Here is a 19,353-nt window from a genome sequence, read left to right as displayed (position 1 = left end):
CACACCAGCCGAGGAGCACCCCTCTCGTGTCCACAACCACCCTCAGGCGAGGGGTGATCGCCGCGCTCTGCGTGGCGCTGCTGCCCGTCGTCCCTGCGGCCACCGCCGCCGCATCGCCCCGACCGCCCGCACCGCCGTCCGACGCGAAACTGGCGAAGGAGGCAGCCCGGCACGACCTCACGCGCGAGCAGTTCTACTTCGTGCTGCCGGACCGGTTCGCCAACGGCACCACCGCCAACGACCGGGGCGGGCTGAAGGGTTCGCGCCTGGAGCACGGCTTCGACCCCACCGACAAGGGGTTCTACCAAGGCGGCGACCTCAAGGGCCTGACCCAGAAGCTCGACTACATCAAGGGCCTCGGCACCACCGCCATCTGGATGGCCCCGATCTTCAAGAACCGGCCCGTCCAGGGCACCGGCAAGGACGCCTCGGCCGGCTACCACGGTTACTGGATCACCGACTTCACCGAGGTCGACCCGCACTTCGGCACCAACGCCGACCTGGAGAAGCTGATCGACAAGGCCCACGCCAAGGGCATGAAGGTCTTCTTCGACGTCATCACCAACCACACCGCCGACACCGTCGACTACGCGGAGAAGGCCTACGGCTACAAGCCCAAGGGCGCCTTCCCCTACCTCGACAGCACCGGTCGCCCCTTCGACGACCGCGACGGCGTCAAGAAGGTGGACGAGGACTCCTTCCCGTACACCCCGGTGCAGACCGCCGGCACGGAGAAGAAGGTCCCGTCCTGGCTCAACGACCCGACGATGTACCACAACCGGGGCGACTCGACGTGGGCCGGCGAGTCCAACGAGTACGGCGACTTCTCCGGCCTCGACGACCTGTGGACCGAGCGTCCCGAGGTCGTGAAGGGCATGGAGAAGATCTACGAGAAGTGGGTCCGCGACTTCGATATCGACGGGTTCCGCATCGATACGGTCAAACACGTCGACCTGGACTTCTGGACCCAGTGGGCCACCGCGCTCGACGCGTACGCCGCCAAGCGGGGCCGGGACGACTTCTTCATGTTCGGTGAGGTCTACTCCGCCGACCCGGCGATCACCTCGCCGTACGTCACGCGGGGCCGCCTGGACTCGACGCTCGACTTCCCCTTCCAGGAGGCCGCCCGCCAGTTCGCCTCCCAGGGCGCCCCGGCGGACCGGCTCGCCTCGGTGTACGGCAACGACTACCGCTACACCACGGACAAGGCCAACGCCTACGAGCAGGTCACCTTCCTCGGCAACCACGACATGGGCCGCATCGGGACCTTCCTCAAGCAGGACAACCCGCAGGCCGATGACGCGGAGCTGCTGAAGCGGGCCCGGCTCGCCAACGAGCTGATGTTCCTCGGCCGCGGCAACCCGGTGATCTACTACGGCGACGAGCAGGGCTTCACCGGCGCGGGCGGCGACAAGGACTCCCGCCAGACCCTCTTCGCCTCGCAGACCGCCGACTACCTGGACGACGACCAGCTCGGCACCGACCGTACCCACGCCTCGGACGCGTACGACACGAAGCACCCGATCTACCGCTCCATCGCCGGGCTCGCGAAGCTCACCAAGGAGCACCCGGCGCTGCGGGACGGCGCGCAGAGCGAGCGGTATGCAGAGGGGTCCGTGTACGCCACCTCCCGTATCGACGCCAAGCGGCCGTACGAGTACCTCGTCGCCTCCAACAACGCGGCAACCCCGAAGAAGGTCCAGCTGACCACCGAGTCGGCCGGGACCAACTTCCGTACGCTGTACGGCGGTTCCGGCGCGGTCCGCAGTGGCGCGGACAAGAAGGTCACCGTCACCGTGCCCGACCTCTCCAGCATCGTGCTGCGCGCGGACAAGCCCCTCGGCGCTCCCGCCGCCAAGCCCGCGATCGCGCTGAAGGCCCCGGCCGCCGGCGCCACCGGCACCGTCGAGATCACGGCCGACGTGGACGGCGGGCAGCTCAACCGGGTCGTCTTCGCCGCCCAGGTGGGCAACGGGAAGTGGCAGACGCTCGGTTCGGCCGACCACGCCCCGTACAAGGTCACGCAGTATCTTGACGAGACCGTCAAGGCGGGAACGCCCCTGCGCTACAAGGCCGTTGTCATCGACCGGGCGGGCCGCACCTCCAGTGCTCTCGCCGCCACCACCGCCGGCCAGACCCCGCCGACGCCGAAGCCCGTCGCGATCGAGCGGGACCGGGCCGTCGTCCACTACCAGCGTGCGGACGACGACTACGAGGGCTGGCAGCTCAAGTCCGGTGACAAGACAGCCGAGTTCATCGGGCTTGACGCGTACGGTGCGTTCGCCTGGATCGACCTGGAGAAGGGCACGGACTCCGTCCCGTACACCGTCGAGAAGAACGGCACGGCGGACGGGCCGCGGCGGACCATCGACCTCGGGGGGACCGGGCAGGTCTGGATCGAGCAGGGCAAGGACGGGCAGGCGGTCGAAGCCCCCGAGGCGCCGCCGCAGGACAAGACGAAGGCCGTCCTCAACTACCACCGGGCCGACGGGAATTACGACGGCTGGGGGCTGCACACCTGGACCGGTGCCAAGGAGCCCACCGACTGGGCCAAGCCGCTGATGCCGGTGAAGAAGAACGCGTACGGGGTCACCTTCGAGGTGCCGCTCGTCGACGGGGCCACCTCGCTCAGCTACATCCTGCACAAGGGTGACGAGAAGGACCTCCCCAGCGACCAGTCCCTCGACCTGGCGACGTACGGCCACGAGGTCTGGATGCTCGGCGGAAAGCCCGGCTACCTGCTCCCGCAGGTCGGTGGGGGCGCGGCCCCAGACCTGACCAAGGCCGAGGCGCAGTGGATCGACGCGGACACCGTCGTCTGGAAGGTGAAGACGACCGACGCCACCAGCCAGCAGCTCGTGTATGCCAAGAAGGGCGGCATCTCCGTTGTTGGCGGGGCGCTCTCCGACGAGGGCCAGTGGCTGCGGCTCACCGCGGCCGCGCTCAGTGACGCGCAGAAGGCCAAGTTCCCGCACCTGAAGGACTATCCGGCCTTCACCGTCGACCCGCGCGACCGCGACCGGGTCCGCGAGTCCCTGCGCGGCCAGCTCATCGCCACCCAGCGCGCGGCCAACGGCGCTCTGCTCGCGGCAACCGGCGTACAGACGGCGGGCATCCTGGACGACCTGTACGGGAAGAAGGCGGCCTCTGCCGAACTCGGCCCGGTCTTCCGTAAGTCGGTGCCCACCCTTTCCGTGTGGGCCCCGACCGCCCAGGCCGTCGCCCTCGAACTCGACGGCCGTACGCACGAGATGAAGCGCGACGACCGCACCGGCGTCTGGTCGGTCACCGGGAAGAAGGACTGGCGGGGCAAGCCCTACCGGTACGCCGTCACCGTCTGGGCGCCCACCGTCCAGAAGCTCGTCACCAACAAGGTCACCGACCCCTATTCCACAGCCCTGACCGCCGACTCCACCCGCAGCCTCGTCGTCGACCTCACCGACCCGAAGCTGGCGCCGAGCGGCTGGTCCGGCCTGAAGAAGCCCGCCGCCACCCCGCTGCGGGACGCCCAGATCCAGGAGCTGCACGTCCGGGACTTCTCGATCACGGACCGCACGGCGACCCACCCGGGTGAGTATCTGGCCTTCACCGACACCCGGTCCAAGGGCATGCGGCACCTGAAGAAGCTCGCGGACTCCGGCACCAGCTACGTCCACCTGCTGCCCGTCTTCGACATCGGGACCATCCCCGAGAAGAAGAAGGACCGGGCCAAGCCCGCGTGCGACCTGCACGTCTACGCCCCCGACTCCGAGGAGCAGCAGGCCTGCGTGAGCAAGGCCGCCGCCAAGGACGGGTTCAACTGGGGCTACGACCCCTTCCACTACACCGTCCCCGAAGGCTCGTACGCCTCCGACCCCGACGGCACCAAGCGCACCGTCGAGTTCCGGCAGATGGTCCAGGGCCTCAACCAGGCCGGGCTGCGCACGGTCATGGACGTCGTCTACAACCACACCGTCGCCTCCGGCCAGGACGACAAGTCGGTGCTGGACCGGATCGTGCCGGGCTACTACCAGCGGCTCCTGGAGGACGGCACCGTCGCCACCTCCACCTGCTGCGCCAACACCGCGCCCGAGAACACCATGATGGGCAAGCTCGTCGTGGACTCGATCGTCACCTGGGCGAAGGAGTACAAGGTCGACGGCTTCCGCTTCGACCTGATGGGTCACCACCCCAAGGACAACATCCTGCAGGTCCGCAAGGCGCTGGACCGGCTCACGCTCGCCAAGGACGGCGTCGACGGCAAGAAGATCATCCTGTACGGGGAGGGCTGGAACTTCGGCGAGATCGCGGACGACGCCCGCTTCGTCCAGGCCACCCAGAAGAACATGGCCGGCACCGGCATCGCGACCTTCTCCGACCGGGCCCGTGACGCCGTGCGCGGCGGCGGCCCCTTCGACGAGGACCCCGGCGTCCAGGGCTTCGCCTCAGGCCTCTACACCGACCCCAACTTCTCGCCCGCCAACGGGACCCGCGCCGAGCAGAAGGCCCGGCTGCTGCACTACCAGGACCTGATCAAGGTCGGGCTCACCGGCAACCTCGCCGACTACACCTTCACCGACACCTCCGGCCGTACGGTCAAGGGCTCGGACGTCGACTACAACGGGGCGCCCGCCGGTTACGCGGCCGTCCCCGGCGACGCGCTGGCCTACTCCGACGCCCACGACAACGAGACGCTCTTCGACACCCTCGCCTTCAAGCTCCCGGTCTCCACCACGGCCGAGAGCCGGGCCAGGGCCCAGGTGGTCGCCATGGCCGCCTCCGTCCTGTCGCAGGGACCCTCGCTTTCCCAGGCGGGCACCGACCTGCTGCGCTCCAAGTCGCTGGACCGCAACTCCTACGACAGCGGCGACTGGTTCAACGCCCTGCACTGGGACTGCTGTGACGGCAACGGCTTCGGCCGGGGCCTGCCGCCCGCCGCCGACAACCAGGACAAGTGGTCGTACGCGAAGCCGCTGCTGACGGCCTCCGCCACGATCGCCCCCCAGTGCGCCCAGATCGACGGCGCCTCGGCCGCCTATCGCGACCTGCTCACCATCCGTACGACCGAGAAGGAGTTCTCGCTCTCCACCACCGGGCAGGTGCAGTCCGCTCTGTCCTTCCCGCTCTCCGGCAAGGACGAGACCCCCGGCGTGATCACCATGCGCCTGGGCAAGCTGGCGGTCGTCCTCAACGCCACCCCGGACACCGCGACCCAACGGCTCGCCGCGCCGGTCGGGAAGGCGTACGCCCTGCACCCGGTCCAGGCCAAGGGGGCGGATCTTACGGTCAAACGAGCCAGGTACGACGCGAAATCAGCCAGTTTCACCGTACCGGGACGCACGGCGGCGGTCTTCGTCCTGCGCTGACTCCCACCGGCACTACGGTGACGGCAGACGTCGGCGATGGAGCCGCGACAGCCGTCCTGGTCCACCACCGGGCCGGTCCCGCCTCCCCGGCAGAGGGAGGCGGGACCGGCCCGGTCCGTGCGGCAGGCGCCCCGCCCCGGGGCGGCCGGCTCACCGGCGCCCTCTGCCCCAGCGTGCCGGACGGTGATGATGACCAAGGTGGGATTCCTTCCCGATGAGACGAGCAGCTTCGTCGGGAGGCGGGCCGAACTGGGCCGGCTGGAAACCGCGTTGGCCACGCGGCGGATGACCACCCTGATCGGGCCCGGCGGCGTCGGCAAGACCCGGCTCGCGCTCCGCGCCGCCCGCGCGGCCGCCGACCGCTACCCGGACGGTGCCTGGTGGGCCGACCTCTCCCCGCTCTACGACGACGCGCTCCTGCTCCCCACCGTCTCCGACGCGGTCGGGCTGGCGGACCACACCCTGCGGATGCCCGTCGAGGCGCTCTGCGAATGGCTCAGCGACAAGCGCCTCCTGCTCGTCCTGGACTCCGCCGAACACCTCCGCGCCCCCTGCTCCCACCTGCTGGCCGAGCTGCTCACCACCTCGCCCGGCCTGACCGTCCTGGTCACCAGCAGGCAACCGCTGGGCACCCGGGGCGAGCACGCCGTACGCATTCAGCCGCTCCCGGTGGACGGCGCCCCCGACGCGCTCCAGCTCTTCGAGGACCGGCTCCGCGCGGGCGACCCCCGGGCGGGGCTCGACGCGCCGGGGGACCGGGCGGCCGCCGCCGACATCTGCCGCCGCCTCGAAGGCATCCCGCTCGCCATCGAACTGGCCGCCGCGGGCATCGGCCGCCACACCGTGGCCCAGCTCGCCACCCGCATCGGGACCCGCTTCGACGCCCCGGTCGACGCCGAGGACCTCACCGCCTCCCGCCTCGACCTCCTCGCCGACAACTCCCTCTGGCCTCGCCGCCACCGCACCCTGCGCACGACGATCGGGTGGAGCCACGAGCTCTGCACCCCGCTGGAGCGGCTCCTGTGGGCCCGCCTCACCGTGCTGCGTACGGACTTCGACGAGGAGACCGCCCGCGAGGTGTGCACCGGGGGGCCGCTCACCCCTCACGACGTGGACCGGGCGCTGCAAGGGCTCGTCGCCCAGTCCGTCGTCCAGCGCGACGGCACCCGCTACCGGATGCTCGACACCCTGCGCGAGTACGGCCGCATGTGGCTCGCTGAACTCGGCGAGGAGCGGGCCGCCGCCGACCGGCACGCGAAGAGCTTCCTCGGCCTGGCCCGCCGCGCCCACGAAGGCTGGACCGGCCCCGACCAGATCACCTGGTACCACACGGTCGCCGACGCCCACCTGGACCTGTGCGCCGCCCTGGACCACCTGCTCGCCCACGATGTGGCGGGGGCCCAGGAGATGGCCGGCCGGGTCGGCTTCTTCTGGGCCTGCTGCGGCCATCTGTCGGAGGCCCGCGGCTACGCCCAACGGGCCCTGGACGCCGGCCCGGTGGAGGGCCCGCACCGGACCCGGCTCCAGTGGGTGCTGGGCGTCGCGGCGCTGCTCCAGGGCGACTTCGCGACCGCCGAGAAGTACGGGGCGCTCTGCACGGCCATCGCGCTGTACGACCACGACGACGAGGGCATGCTCGGCGCCACGTACCTCTCCGGCCTCACCCAGCTGATGAACGGCGAGCCCGCGGCGGCCCTGGAGGCGGCGGAACGGGTGCTGCGGATGACGGAGACGGCCCCTCCGGACGGGGGTCCCGAGGGACGGCGGGCCACCGCGACCGACACGGCGCGCGACCCCGCCGCCTCCGGTCCCGGTGCTTACGAGCCCGGCGCCTGTGAGCCCACCGCGTCCGAGTCCACCGCCTCCGAGCCCGGCGGGGACTCCGCGCCCCTGGAGTCCGCCCACCGGCTGCGCTGCCGCCTCATCACCGTCTTCGCGCTCACCGCGCTCGGCCGGCTCGCCGAGTCCGGGCGGGCCGCCGCCGCGCTGCGCCGGTCCTGCGAGCGGGGCGGCGAATACTGGACCCGCTCCTACGCCGACTACCAGCTCGCCCTGATCGCCCTGCTCCAGGGCCGCCCGGAGGCCTCCGCCGTCCACGCCCGGGCCATGCTCGCGGGCAAGCACCGGCTCCGGGACAGCTTCGGCATCGCGCTGGGCCTGGACATTCTGGCCGCCGCGATCGCCGCCCAGGGCGCGGGGGCCCAGGCCGCCCGGGTGTACGGCACCGGGCACGCGTACTGGCGGATGGTCGGCCACCCCCAGCGCGGTACGCCGGAGCTGGGCCCGGTCCGCGAGACCTGCGAGCTCCAGGCCCGGGCGGCGGTGGGCGACGAGGCGTACCAGCGCGCCTTCGAGCGGGGCCAGGCGGACAACACGGAGGTCGGCCTCGCGGCGGCGCTGCACAGCGATCTCCAGCTCTGAGGGGACCCCGCAGGAGTGACGCGGGGGACCGATCCGTGCAGCGGACTACCCCGACCCGCGCATCGTGGGTTAGGTTAGGCATACCTAAGTGACCGCTTGGGTTCCTGACCGCCTCTGGAGAACTCGGATGCGTCCTTTCAGCGCCCGTGCCACGCAGCCGACCCGCGCCGAGCGCGTCCGGTCGATCCTCGTCGTCGCCCACTCGATGACGGTGGTGAGCGACGGGGTGCAGACCGAAGTCCGCCGCCTGGACGGCACGGGGGCGATGGGCCACATCCACCTGCACGCCCCCACCGAGGGCGGTCACGCCCCGGCCGGTGAGCGGGTCCCGGCCCGCCTGGAGTTCACGGACATCGCCCCCACCCCCGTACGCGAGCGGCTGCGGGCCCGGGTCACGGTGACCGGCCTGCTGGCCGCCCCGTACAGCACGGACACCGAGAGCTCCACCTGCATGGAGTTCGGCCAGGCGGTCCTGGAGGACACCGAGGGCCGCACCTTCATCACCCTCGAAGAGCTGGAGCAGACCGAGACCGACCCGGTCGCCGCCTGCGAGGCGGGCATGCTGACGCACCTGGTCGACGACCACAGCGAGCTCGTGCCCCTGCTGCTGCGCCTCGTCCGCCCCCACCCGGAGCGGGGGATGGTGCGGGCGGTGCCGCTGGCGATGGACCGGTACGGCGTGACGCTGCGCCTGGAATACCCGCGCAGCCACCGCGACGTACGGCTGCCCTTCCCCAAGCCCGTGACCGACATCGACCAGGCGGGCCCGCAAATCCATGCCCTCCTGGCCGCCGCCCGCCGCGTCTCCCACCGCAACGGGCTTCCTGCGTAGGGGTGTTGTCGGCTCAGCGGCTTTCGTCGCGGGGCAGCCGCTGTGCCGGGACGGCCGGTACGGCGGGGGCGAGGGCGGAGAGCCGGCTCAGCAGGTCCCCGAACGGGCCCTCCACCGGCTCCTGGGAGAGCACCCGCAGTACGATGCCCGCCATCTCCTGGTCGTACGCGGCGCTGACGGCGGCCAGCGCGGCGAAGTCGTGCACGAGCTGGATCTCCAGCTCCTCGCGCGGGATGCGCCGCCCGTCCAGCCAGATCAGCGCGGTCGACTCGGCGAGCGAGACCCAGGAGCGGACCACCAACTCCAGTCGGGCGGGCGGGTCTTCCACCCCCAGGTGGGTGATGATCTGCTCGTACGCGGCCTGCCGCACCCCGTCGATCATGGCGTTGGCCGTGGACGAGCCGACGGCCGGGCCGCCGCGCATCAGCGCCGAGAAGCCCGGCCCGTGCTCGTCGACGAAGTCGAAGAACCGCCCCATCACCCGCAACAGCCGTGCGCCCAGGGGCCCTTCGAGGGGCTCCAGGAAGCGGGCGGCCAACTCGTCGGCCGCCCGCCGCAGCGCCGCCTCGTAGAGGCTCTGCTTGCCCGGGAAGTAGTGGTAGACCAGCGGCCGTGAGATGCCCGCGGCGGCGGCGATCTCGTCGATCGACACATCCTCGGGGGAGCGCCGGCTGAACAAGTCCAGTGCCACGCCGATCAGTTGCTGCCTGCGCTCATCGACGCCCATCCTGCGCCGTACCCCGGTCGTCATCCGGACAGCCTAACCGGGGCGCGGCTGCGTGGCTTCTACAGGTCCAGCACCAGCCGCCCGCCCCGGCAGCGCGAGACGCAGATCAGCATCGAGTCGCCGCGCTCGTCGTCGGTCAGCAGCTCGTCCCGGTGGTCGATCTCGCCTTCCAGGACGCGCTGTTGGCAGGTCCCGCAGAAGCCCTGCTCGCAGGAGTACGAGACATGGGGCAGCTCCTCGCGGACGGCTGCCAGCACCGACTGCCCGGCGGCGACCTGCACGGTCCGCCCGCTGCGGTGCAGCTCCACCTCGAAGGCGGAAGAGTCCACCGCACCCACCGCGTCGGCCGTCGCGGCGGAGAACCGCTCCAAGTGCAAGGTGCAGCCTGAGGGGAGCGCGGCCGTGACGGCGGCCATCAGGGGCTCGGGCCCGCAGCAGTAGACGGCCGTGCCGGGCGCGATGTCCGCCAGCGCGGCGACGGCATCCGGATGCCCGGCCTCGTCCTGCGCGACCACGGTCACCCGCCCGCCCTCGGCACCGAGCTTCTCGATCTCGTCCAGGAACGGCATCGACCCCCGCGATCGCCCCCCGTACAGCAGTCGCCAGTCGGCCCCCCGCGCGGCCAGCGAGCGCAGCATCGGCAGGATCGGGGTGATCCCGATCCCGCCCGCGACGAAGACGTACGCCTCCGCCTCGACCAGCGGGAACCGGTTGCGCGGCCCGCGCACCTCGATCTCCACGCCCTCCTGGAACTGCTCGTGCACCTCACGGGACCCGCCCCGCCCGTCCTCCACCAGCCGGGTCGCGACCGTGTACGTACCGGGGTCGTCCGGATCGCCGCAGAGCGAGTACTGCCGCACGAGCCCCGAGGGCAGGACGAGGTCGAGGTGGGCACCCGGCTGCCAGCGCGGCAACGCGGTACCCTCCAGGCGCAGTTGTACGACGCCCTCGGCGACGGAAGCCCGCTCGGTGATGAGCAGCCGGCGAATGCTGGTGGCCCGCCGCTGCGGGTGACCGGAGATCGGCTCCGGCAGCGCGGGCATCGGCCACAGCGGGGACCGGGCGATCCGGCGGCGCAGCGCCCGGCGGGTGAGCAGGGCGGCGCCGGCGACAACGGCGACGGTACGCAGACGGGGCAGGGCCATGGGTCAGGACGTTCCCGTCGTACGGGCCTCGGCGGCGAGCGCCGCGGGCGAGTGGGCGAGGTAGTCGACGGCCTGGGCCGTGCTGCCCTCCTGGGAGGGGTGGTACGACCGGCTGAGGTAGCTGGGGATGGACCGCAGGATCGCGCCCGTGCTGGGCAGCGTCCCCTCCTTCCCGCTGGCGTGGAACGCCTTGAACGAAGCCTTCCCGTCCAGCAGGCTCGGGTCGTTCTCCATGAAGAACCGGGTCCCGCGCTGCCAGAGGAAGACCAGCGCCGAGAAGGCCGCCGCCCAGGTCCGCACCCGCCTGCGGTAGCCGCCGTCGACATGCATGAACACCTCGAACGCCACCGACCGGTGCTCCACCTCCTCCGCCCCGTGCCAGCGCAGCAGGTCCAGCATGGTCGGATCGGCGCCCTTGCGGTCCAGCGCCTCGGCGTTGAGGATCCAGTCGCCGAGGAAGGCGGTGTAGTGCTCGATCGCAGCGATCATCGCCACCCGCTCCATCAGCCACCACTGCGACGGCCGCCCCGGCGGCAGCGTCCGGTCCCCGAGCAGCTTCTCGAAGAACCAGTCGACCTGCGCGGTGTACGGCGTCGGGTCGAGCCCCAACTCCCGCATGTGCGGCAGCACATCGTCGTGTGCCTGCGAGTGCACGGCCTCCTGCCCGATGAACCCGACGACGTCCTCACGGAGTTGCTCGTCATGGATGTACGGGAGGATCTGCCGGTACACATGGATGAACCAGCGCTCCCCGGCCGGGAGGAGCAGGTGGAGCACGTTGATGGTGTGCGTGGTGAAGGGGTCGCCCGGCACCCAGTGCAGGGGGGTCTTCTCCCAGGCGAAGGAGACCTTGCGGGCCTTGAGCGTCGTCCGCTCCGACGCGACCGCCGCTGGCTGCGTGTTAGACATGGTGTCAATGTACTGACGGGTACCCGGGGGGACCAGAGGTGTGCACGGATTTCCCCGCCGTCCCGCACGGGAAGGGGCCGGGCCATGATGAAGGCATGACGACGACGAACTCGGCCCGTGCCCGCTCGTTCGACGCGGTGGCCGCCTCCTACGCCGCCAGCCGCCCCTCCTACCCGCCCGCCCTGCTGGACGCGATCGAGGAGCTGTCCGGCCGCCCGCTGGCCGGAGCCCGGGTCGCGGACGTCGGGGCCGGCACCGGTATCTCCACCGCCCTGCTGGACGGCCGGGGCGCCCGGGCGGTGGCGGTGGAGCCGGGCGACGGGATGGCCGCGCAGCTCCGCCGGGGGCTGCCGCACGTGCCCGTGGTCCGGGGTGACGGCAACCGGCTGCCGCTGCGGACCGGGGCGCTGGACCTGATCACGTACGCCCAGTCCTGGCACTGGACCGACCCCGCCCGCTCGGTCCCCGAGGCGCGCCGCGTCCTGCGGCCCGGCGGGGCGCTCGCCCTGTGGTGGAACGACTCCGACCCGCGCGTGGCGTGGATCGGCGAGCAGCGGCGGCGGGTGCTGGACGCCTTCGGTGAGGGCCAGGAGGACCAGCACGTGGCGGCGTACGATCCCGACGCGCGGCTCCGGGCCGAGCTCCCCGCCGGGGTCGACTTCCGCACCCGGCAGGTGGAGTGGAGCCGTGAGGTGACGCTCGACGTCCACCTGGCCAACCTCGCCAGCCACTCCATCTTCCTGGTCGCGGACCGGGCGGTGGCGGAGCCTGTGCTGGAGCGCGAACGCGCCCTGCTGGCCGCCGCGTTCCCCGGAGGGATGGTCCGGGAGGCCTATGTGACGAGCCTGGCCGTCACCCGTACCTGAGACCGGTTTTGGGTGCAGGATGGGCCGATGGCGACAGAACCGGAATGGCGACGCGGAGCCGGCCCCCGGGCCGCGGGCACCCTCCTGGCAGCGCTGCTGCTCCTGAGCGGGTGCAGCGCGGACGGCAAACAGAACGCGGCCGACGGCCCCGGGAGTGACCGTCCCTCGGCACCGCCGACCGCGACGGGAACCCTGGAGCAGCTGGCCGAGAAGGCCGGCTGCGAACCCAACGTACAGACCGACGCCCAGGAGCTCCGGCAGGCCAACTGCAAGACCTCGAACGGGCGTTACGTACTGACCACCTTCGCGACCGACCGCGGCCAGCGCGAGTGGATCAACGAGGCCAAGGACTACGGCGGTTCGTACCTCGTCGGCCGGCGCTGGGTCGCCGTCGGTGACGCGAAGGTGGTCGCGGCGCTGCGCGGCCGGCTCGGGGGGACGGTGGAGACCGCCTCGCCGCACCACTCGGGGGAGAGCGGGGATGGGGGGAGCGAGGAAGGGCACTCCGGTCACCACGGGAGCTGACCGCGCAGGTCGAGGGGGACGGGCCTTACGGGGGCCGGTGCCGGTGCCGAATCACCGGCACCGGCCCCCTCGGGTGTCCCAGGTGTCTCAGGGCCGTATCAGCGGCACCTGCGCCCGTCGTTGATGCACCGCACCATCTTCTTCATCAGCCTCTGGTCGAAGACGTTGATGAAGTCACCGTGGTCGGTGATCGGCTTGTGCAGCTGCTCGGGGAAGGAGTCGACGGCGAAGCCGGGCCCCGGCGGCACGTCGTACACGATCCGCTGGACGAGCTGCGGAACCGCCCGGAACCCGTTCGGGCACCGCCCGTTCGGCTGCGCGAACGCCACATGGGTGCGGTGGTTGGCGCTGTCGGTGTTCTGCCCGTCCCAGCAGTTCTGGAAGGCGAACGTACGGACCACCTGACTGCCCTCGGGGCAGATCGGGTACTTGTCCTTCAGCTGCCGGTCCTCGAAGCCGGTGCAGCTCCAGGAGGCGTTGGCGTTGGCGTCGCCGTTGGTGAACGCCTTCGCGTCCCCGGTGATGATCCGCAGGAAGCGGGGCATGGCCGTGACCCTGCTGACGGGGGAGCCGACGAACTTCAGGGTCACCTGGGACGGCGTCTGGATCTCGCCGACGTTCTGGTCCTTGCCGCCGCCGTCGGCGTTGACGTCGGCCTCGTCCTGCCCGTTCTGCAGGCGCAGCACGGGCCAGTAGTAGGTCGACCGGTCGCCCTGGTTGCGGCAGGTGGTGGCGCCGTTCGCCAGATCGTCGTCGCTGGCGAAGGCGTCGTTGGCCTGGTTGCCGATGTAATCGTGCATGTGGTGCGCGCCGTTGCTCACGCCGGGCGCGACGATGACGTTGTCCGGGTTGAACTTCCCGTTCTCGTTACGGCCGCAGTCGGTGGTGAAGGTGCCCCGGGAGGCGCCGCGGCGCTGGCGGGGGCGCTGGACATTGGGCTGGACGGACTGGATGTCGACAAAATCGGACGGCTCGGGCCCGTTGCCGCCCTGACCGCCCTGACCCTGGCCGGGGTCCTGGCCGTTGCCTTGGTCATCACCCTGACCCTGGTCATCACCCTGGCCCTGATTGTCACCCTGGCCTTGGTTGTCACCTTGGCCCTGGTCATCGCCCTGGCCTTGATTCTGGCCCTGGTCCTGCCCCTGGCCGTCGTCCTGGCCACCATCGCCGCTGCCGCCGTCACCGCCATTGCTGCTGTTGCCGCCGTCACCCGCATCGCCGCCGGGGTTGCCGGAGGCGCTGTCGTCGGCGCGGAGGCTGCACCCGGCGAGGCCTTCGATCCCCGCAGGCCGCTCTCCGACGCGTCCGATCGCGATGCCGATGCGGTCGAGACTCGCCGTCCGCTTGTTCCGCAACGGGCCGAGCACGGCGTTCTCGGCGAGCCCGGGGTCCCGGGATATCTGCTCCTTCCGGTCGGCGAACTGCCGGTAGGCATCGGTGATCTGGGTATCCATCGCGGCGAGCTCGCGGTCGACCTCGGGGCGTGCCTGCTCGGGCACGTCGGGCAGTTCGTTACCGGCATCGGGACAGTCGATGGTGGACATCTGGCGGCCCGTGTTCTGGGCCCGGGTGGTGGGCGGTGATCCGGACGGCCCTTCCCCCGCGGAGGCGTAGACATTGACCGCCACCAGCCCGCCCCCGCCCAGGATCAGGGCTGCGGAGGCGGCTATGGCCCGGTTGGCCAGGCTTGAGCGTTTCTTGCGGGACGTACGGGGTGTACGTGCTGTGCGTCGCATGGGACTCCTCTGCTTCGAGGGAGAAGCGTGACGTCCCATACGCGCGGCCCCGGCGCGCTGTTCAGCCTCCCGGCCGATTCGTGCGAAGCTCCAGCGGGAAAGCGGTCCCGAATGCCCAACTGCCGTGCGAACAAGGTCAATACGGCAGCAACCCGGCGCTCAGCCGCGGTCCAGATAGGCCAGCACCGCCAGCACGCGGCGGTTGTCGTCGTCCGAGGGCGGCAGGCCGAGCTTCCCGAAGATGTTCGACGTGTGCTTGGCGATCGCCCGCTCCGTGATCACCAGCTGGGCGGCGATCGCCGTGTTGGACCGGCCCTGGGCCACCAGCTCCATCACCTCCCGCTCGCGCGGGGTGAGGCCGCCCATCGGCTTGTCCTGCGAACGGCGCGACAGGAGATGGGAGATCACCTGCGGGTCCATCGCCGTGCCGCCCGCCGCCACCCGCCGTACGGCGCCGATGAACTGGTCCGCGTCGAAGACCCGGTCCTTCAGCAGATAGCCGATGCCTCCGTTGCCGTCGGCCAGCAACTCCCGTGCGTACAACTGCTCCACGTGCTGGGAGAGCACCAGCACCGGCAGCCCCGGCCGCGCCCGCCGGGCGGCCAGGGCGCATTGCAGCCCCTCGTCCGTGTGGGACGGCGGGAGCCGGACGTCGACGAGCGCGACATCCGGCTCCAACTCGGCCAGGGCCTTGCTCAGTTCGGGCCCGGTCTCCACGGCGGCGGCGATCTCGAACCCGTACGCCTCCAGCATGCGCACCAGTCCGTCGCGCAGCAGGAAGAGGTCTTCGGCTAGGACAACGCGCAAGGCAGCTCCATGGTGACCATGGTGGGGCCGCCCGCGGGGCTGCTGACGGCCAGGACGCCGTCGAATGTACCGAGCCGCCGTTCGATTCCGCTCAGACCGGAGCCCGATCCGATCCGCGCACCGCCCCCGCCGTTGTCCGTCACGGAGATCCGGAGCATCCCCTCGCCGTGGTGCAGGTCCACCCAGATCCGGTCGCCGTCGGCGTGCTTCACCGCATTGGTCAGGGCCTCGCTCACCGCGAAGTACGCCGCCGACTCCACCGACGCCTCCGCCCGTCCCGGCAGCTCCACCGTCACCTCCGTGGCCACCGGCAGCCGCAGGGCCAGCGCCTTGACCGCGTCGCCGAGGCCCCGTTCGGCGAGGACCGGCGGGTGGATGCCCCGGACCAGGTCACGCAGCTCGGTCAGTGCCTCCGCCGACGACTCCCGGGCCGTCGCCAGCAACTTCTTCGCCTGCGCGGGGTCCTTCTCGATGAGCGACTCGATCGTGCCCAGGTTCATCCCCATCGCGACCAGCCGCGCCTGCGCCCCGTCGTGCAGGTCCCGCTCGATGCGCCGCAGCTCGGAGGCGGCGGTGTCCACCGCCTCGTGCCGCGTCTCGGTGAGCCGGTCCACCCGCCGCGCCAGCGTCTGCTCGGGCGTCGGCGCCAGCAGCGTGCGGGCCAGCAGGAAGTGCGCCCGCAGCACCGGCTCGGCGGCCCGCAGGCCGAGGTGGAAGAGCGCGATGCCGAGCGCCAGGGCGACCAGCCCCGTGAGCTGGCTGCTCACCGGCACGAACCCGTACCAGTACGGGTCGTCCTGGAACGCCCGCCACAGCCCGGCCGCCAGCACCACCGACTCGATCGGGTAGATCATCAGCCCTGCGGCCACCACGGCCAGCACGGTCCCGGCCGTCATGTCGACCAGCAGCCACTGGAGGTCCCGCCAGGTCGCCGGGTCCTTCAGCAGCAGCGTGGTCCGCTCCACCTGCCCGGTCACGCCTTTCCGCAGATCCGGCGGGAACGGGCGGTACGGCACCGGTATCCGTACGCCGGACCAGTCGGCCGCCCACAGCCGCCGCTGGTTGGCGTGGCGGCGCACCCCTTCCAGCACGACGGGGGTGGTGAACACCCCGATGCCCAGCAGGATGAAGGTGATCGAGAGCACCGCGAGGACGAACATGATGATGGAGACCGCCAGCCCGTAGACCGACAGGACCAGTCCTCGTCCCGCCGCCAGCATCGGAGGCCGTATCCGTGTCGCGAATGCGTTCATCGTGATCCCTCTCCCCTCACGGGACCCGAGCCGGCCCCCGTCGTGCTGCAAGTCTCGCCCTCGCCCACCCCGCGGCGGCAGCCGGTACGCCACCCGCCCGGGGGTGTAGCCAGCACCACCCCGGGACCTCGTGCCGGCTCCTCGCGAAGGGGGGTTCCGACGGCTGGGGCGGGCGGGCCCCCGGCGACACCGGCGCGGTACGGGACCTGGCCGCGCCCCTCCCCTCCGAGGACGGCAAGGACGCCCTGGGCCGGGACGCCGAGACCGCGCTGCGGATCGCCGCCGCCACCAGCGGCCGGGCGGTGCTCGTCTCCGGGCTGACCGTGATGGCCGCGATGGCCGCATGTTCCTTTCGGGGCTCCTGCTGTTCAAGGGGTTCGCCCTCGCCACGATCATCGTCGTGTTCATCGCCATGCTCGGCCTTCGCGGCTGCCGAGCCTGGAGGGCGACGAGCCGGAACTTAGGGAGCCGGACTTGAGGGAGCCGGACCTGAGGGCGGACGCCACCCCCGTGGCCGGGAAGGTGTGACACACGGGGACGGCCCCGGACCACGGTACGAGACCGTGGCCCGGGGCCGTCACGTGTGCGACGGGCCGGTCAGGGCGTGTACTTGTACCCCACCCGGCGGACCGTCTGGATCGAACGCCGGTGCTCCGCACCGAGCTTGCGGCGCAGCCGGGCGACATGGACGTCGACGGTGCGCCCGTCGCCCACGTGCCCGTACCCCCACACCGTCGTCACCAGCTGGTCCCGGGTGTGCACCCGGTGCGGGTGCGCCACCAGGTGGGCCAGCAGCTCGAACTCCAGGTACGTGAGGTCGAGGGTGACGCCGTCGACGGAGGCCGTACGCCGGGTCGCGTCGATCCGGACCGGCCCGGGCGACGCCGCCTCCTCGGCCGGCTCCGGCGCCGGCTGATGGGCGAAGGGCGCGCGGCCCTGACGGTCGCCCTGCCGGTCGGTCTGCCGCTCGCCCTGGCGGTCGAGCTGCCGGGCGTGCTGGGAGGCGGCGACCGCACCGGCGAGCGCCGGCTGCTGGTCGGCCGGCACGAGCACCAGGTAACCGATCATCGGCGGCTGGCCCGGCAGGGCGGGCAGCGTGTGCTGGGGGGCGGGCAGCCAGGTCGCGCCCGGCGGCAGGAAGTCGGCCACGTCGGAGAGCCGGGCGACCTCGTCACGGTCGACGGCGCGCAGGCGGTGGCGGTTGGGGGAGAGGGAGCGGGCGGTGGGGTTGGCCGCAGCGGGCGCCGGGGAGGCTGCGGTGGCAGCGGAAGTGGCGGAGAAAGTACGGGTGTTCGCCATGGAGGGTCAGCTCTTTCGCGCGAGGAGTCGTCGAGGACGGACTTACGTCGTGCGCGCGGACCGAAGGCCGGGGTGAGCGGCTTTAGAGGGCCTGCGCGTTCCACGCGCGGCAACACACCCGGTCGAAATCATGGTGCTGACGGGAAGGCCAGAACGGCTCAAGGTCGCTGCGACCCGACGCGATGTACTGGAAGCTGGCCATGGCTCCATTGAAGCAGACATTGCGGCAATGCATCAGACTCCTCTCACCCGTCGATACGGCCTCTTGGCGTTACCTTCCTCACGCTGCGCTTTTTCTTGCTCACTTTTCCTTCCCCCGGGTCTCGAACGAGCGGGGAAACACACGGGAAGGGGCCCGCCGGTGTGAACCGGCGGGCCCCTGGGACATCCGTTGGGACACGCGTTGGGACGCCCGTTGGGGCATCCGTGGCGTCGGGATCAGACCTGGTCGGCCTTCTCCAGCGCGGTGCAGCAGGTGTCCACGATGAGCCGCGTGACGACGTACGGGTCGACGTTGGCGTTGGGACGACGGTCCTCGATGTACCCCTTCTGGTCCTGCTCGACCTGCCAGGGGATACGGACCGAGGCGCCGCGGTTGGAGACGCCGTAGCTGTACTCGTTCCACGGGGCGGTCTCGTGCAGGCCGGTGAGCCGGTCGTCGATGCCCGCGCCGTAGTTCTTCACGTGGTCCAGCGGCTTGGAGCCCTCACCCAGCGACTCGCACGCGGTGATGATCGCCTCGTAGCCCTCGCGCATCGCCTTGGTGGAGAAGTTGGTGTGCGCGCCCGCGCCGTTCCAGTCGCCCTTGACCGGCTTCGGGTCCAGCGTCGCGGAGACGTTGAAGTCCTCGGCGGTGCGGTAGAGCAGCCAACGGGCCACCCACAGCTGGTCGGAGACCTCCAGCGGGGAGAGCGGGCCGACCTGGAACTCCCACTGGCCCGGCATGACCTCGGCGTTGATGCCGGAGATCCCGAGCCCGGCGGCCAGGCAGTTGTCGAGGTGCTTCTCCACGATCTCGCGGCCGAAGATCTCGTCCGCGCCGACCCCGCAGTAGTAGCCGCCCTGCGCGGCCGGGAAGCCGCCCTCGGGGAAGCCGAGCGGCCGGTGGCCGTCGAAGAAGGTGTACTCCTGCTCGATGCCGAAGATCGGGGCCTGGCCCGCGAACTGCTCGGCGACCGGACGGAGCGCGGCCCGGGTGTTGGACTCGTGCGGCGTCATGTCGATGTTGAAGACCTCGCACAGCACGAGGATGTCGTCGCCGCCGCGGATCGGGTCCGGACAGGTGAAGACGGGCTTCAGCACCCGGTCGGAGGCGTGGCCCTCGGCCTGGTTGGTGCTCGAACCGTCGAACCCCCAGATCGGGAGATCCTTCACGTCGCCCGACGGCGTGCCGTCCATGATCTTCGTCTTGGAGCGAAGCTTGGCGGTCGGCTCGGTGCCGTCTATCCAGATGTACTCAGCCTTGAACGTCACGGACGCCATCCTTTG

The 19,353-nt window shown here is 71.3% G+C and carries 13 protein-coding genes and 1 pseudogene; 6 read left to right on the top strand and 8 right to left on the bottom strand.

Translation table 11 applies throughout. The features are described from left to right. Positions 1–26 precede the first annotated feature (26 nt). The 3 genes from pulA to IF17_RS0110250 all read left to right on the top strand — a co-directional run bounded on the left by pulA (position 27) and on the right by IF17_RS0110250 (position 8,598). Positions 27–5,345: a pullulanase-type alpha-1,6-glucosidase gene (gene pulA / locus IF17_RS0110260; protein WP_030564373.1), complete on the top strand. Its 5,319-nt coding sequence runs from the start codon at positions 27–29 to the stop codon at positions 5,343–5,345. A 186-nt stretch (positions 5,346–5,531) separates the two neighbouring features. Continuing rightward, a complete protein-coding gene (locus IF17_RS0110255; RefSeq protein ID WP_030564371.1) occupies positions 5,532–7,766 on the top strand; it encodes an ATP-binding protein in 2,235 nt (744 codons plus the stop codon). Positions 7,767–7,893: 127 nt separating this feature from the next. Beyond that, entirely contained in the window at positions 7,894–8,598 is a 705-nt protein-coding gene (locus tag IF17_RS0110250) for a DUF2470 domain-containing protein (protein ID WP_030564369.1), read from the top strand. Positions 8,599–8,611: 13 nt separating this feature from the next. Here IF17_RS0110250 and IF17_RS0110245 read toward each other — a convergent pair whose 3' ends face one another. From IF17_RS0110245 to IF17_RS0110235, 3 genes are read right to left on the bottom strand one after another with little or no spacing between them, the layout of a single operon-like run. Beyond that, on the bottom strand, positions 8,612–9,349 hold the full coding sequence (locus IF17_RS0110245) for a TetR/AcrR family transcriptional regulator (RefSeq protein ID WP_030564367.1): 738 nt from the start codon (positions 9,347–9,349) through the stop codon (positions 8,612–8,614). 35 nt (positions 9,350–9,384) lie between these two features. Next, positions 9,385–10,470, bottom strand: a complete 1,086-nt coding sequence (locus tag IF17_RS0110240) for a PDR/VanB family oxidoreductase (protein ID WP_030564365.1) — start codon at positions 10,468–10,470, stop codon at positions 9,385–9,387. Between the two features lie 3 nt (positions 10,471–10,473). After that, positions 10,474–11,379, bottom strand: a complete 906-nt coding sequence (locus IF17_RS0110235) for a metal-dependent hydrolase (RefSeq protein WP_030564363.1) — start codon at positions 11,377–11,379, stop codon at positions 10,474–10,476. Positions 11,380–11,474: 95 nt separating this feature from the next. Between IF17_RS0110235 and IF17_RS0110230 the strand changes: the two genes are divergently transcribed. Both IF17_RS0110230 and IF17_RS0110225 read left to right on the top strand, forming a co-directional pair. Further along, positions 11,475–12,245, top strand: a complete 771-nt coding sequence (locus IF17_RS0110230) for a class I SAM-dependent methyltransferase (protein WP_030564361.1) — start codon at positions 11,475–11,477, stop codon at positions 12,243–12,245. A 27-nt stretch (positions 12,246–12,272) separates the two neighbouring features. Continuing rightward, on the top strand, positions 12,273–12,770 hold the full coding sequence (locus tag IF17_RS0110225) for a hypothetical protein (protein ID WP_030564359.1): 498 nt from the start codon (positions 12,273–12,275) through the stop codon (positions 12,768–12,770). 98 nt (positions 12,771–12,868) lie between these two features. Here the strand turns inward: IF17_RS0110225 and IF17_RS0110220 are convergent, their stop codons facing one another. The 3 genes from IF17_RS0110220 to IF17_RS0110210 form a co-directional block, all read right to left on the bottom strand. Next, complete coding sequence (locus IF17_RS0110220) at positions 12,869–14,506, bottom strand: DUF1996 domain-containing protein (RefSeq protein ID WP_030564356.1); 1,638 nt, start codon at positions 14,504–14,506, stop codon at positions 12,869–12,871. A gap of 159 nt (positions 14,507–14,665) precedes the next feature. Beyond that, entirely contained in the window at positions 14,666–15,313 is a 648-nt protein-coding gene (locus IF17_RS0110215) for a LuxR C-terminal-related transcriptional regulator (RefSeq protein ID WP_030564354.1), read from the bottom strand. After that, positions 15,298–16,566, bottom strand: a complete 1,269-nt coding sequence (locus IF17_RS0110210; RefSeq protein ID WP_030564352.1) for a sensor histidine kinase — start codon at positions 16,564–16,566, stop codon at positions 15,298–15,300. The genes IF17_RS0110215 and IF17_RS0110210 overlap by 16 nt, the downstream gene beginning before the upstream one ends. 242 nt (positions 16,567–16,808) lie before the next feature. On the opposite strand from IF17_RS0110210, the pseudogene IF17_RS1000000139695 reads away from it, so the two are divergent. Beyond that, a pseudogene (locus tag IF17_RS1000000139695) lies at positions 16,809–16,987 on the top strand (MMPL family transporter); the annotation flags it as partial. Between the two features lie 176 nt (positions 16,988–17,163). Here IF17_RS1000000139695 and IF17_RS0110200 read toward each other — a convergent pair. Both IF17_RS0110200 and glnII read right to left on the bottom strand, forming a co-directional pair. Beyond that, entirely contained in the window at positions 17,164–17,865 is a 702-nt protein-coding gene (locus IF17_RS0110200) for a winged helix-turn-helix domain-containing protein (RefSeq protein ID WP_030564350.1), read from the bottom strand. Positions 17,866–18,303: 438 nt separating this feature from the next. Next, positions 18,304–19,338 (bottom strand): glutamine synthetase, encoded by a 1,035-nt coding sequence (gene glnII / locus IF17_RS0110190; protein ID WP_030564348.1) that lies wholly within the window; start codon positions 19,336–19,338, stop codon positions 18,304–18,306. Positions 19,339–19,353: the final 15 nt, after the last annotated feature.

This window comes from Streptomyces cyaneofuscatus, assembly GCF_000718135.1.
In the GTDB taxonomy this organism is placed as follows: domain Bacteria; phylum Actinomycetota; class Actinomycetes; order Streptomycetales; family Streptomycetaceae; genus Streptomyces; species Streptomyces cyaneofuscatus.
The sequence above is the reverse complement of the archived record's forward strand: the minus strand, read 5'-3'. Positions and strand labels throughout refer to the sequence as shown.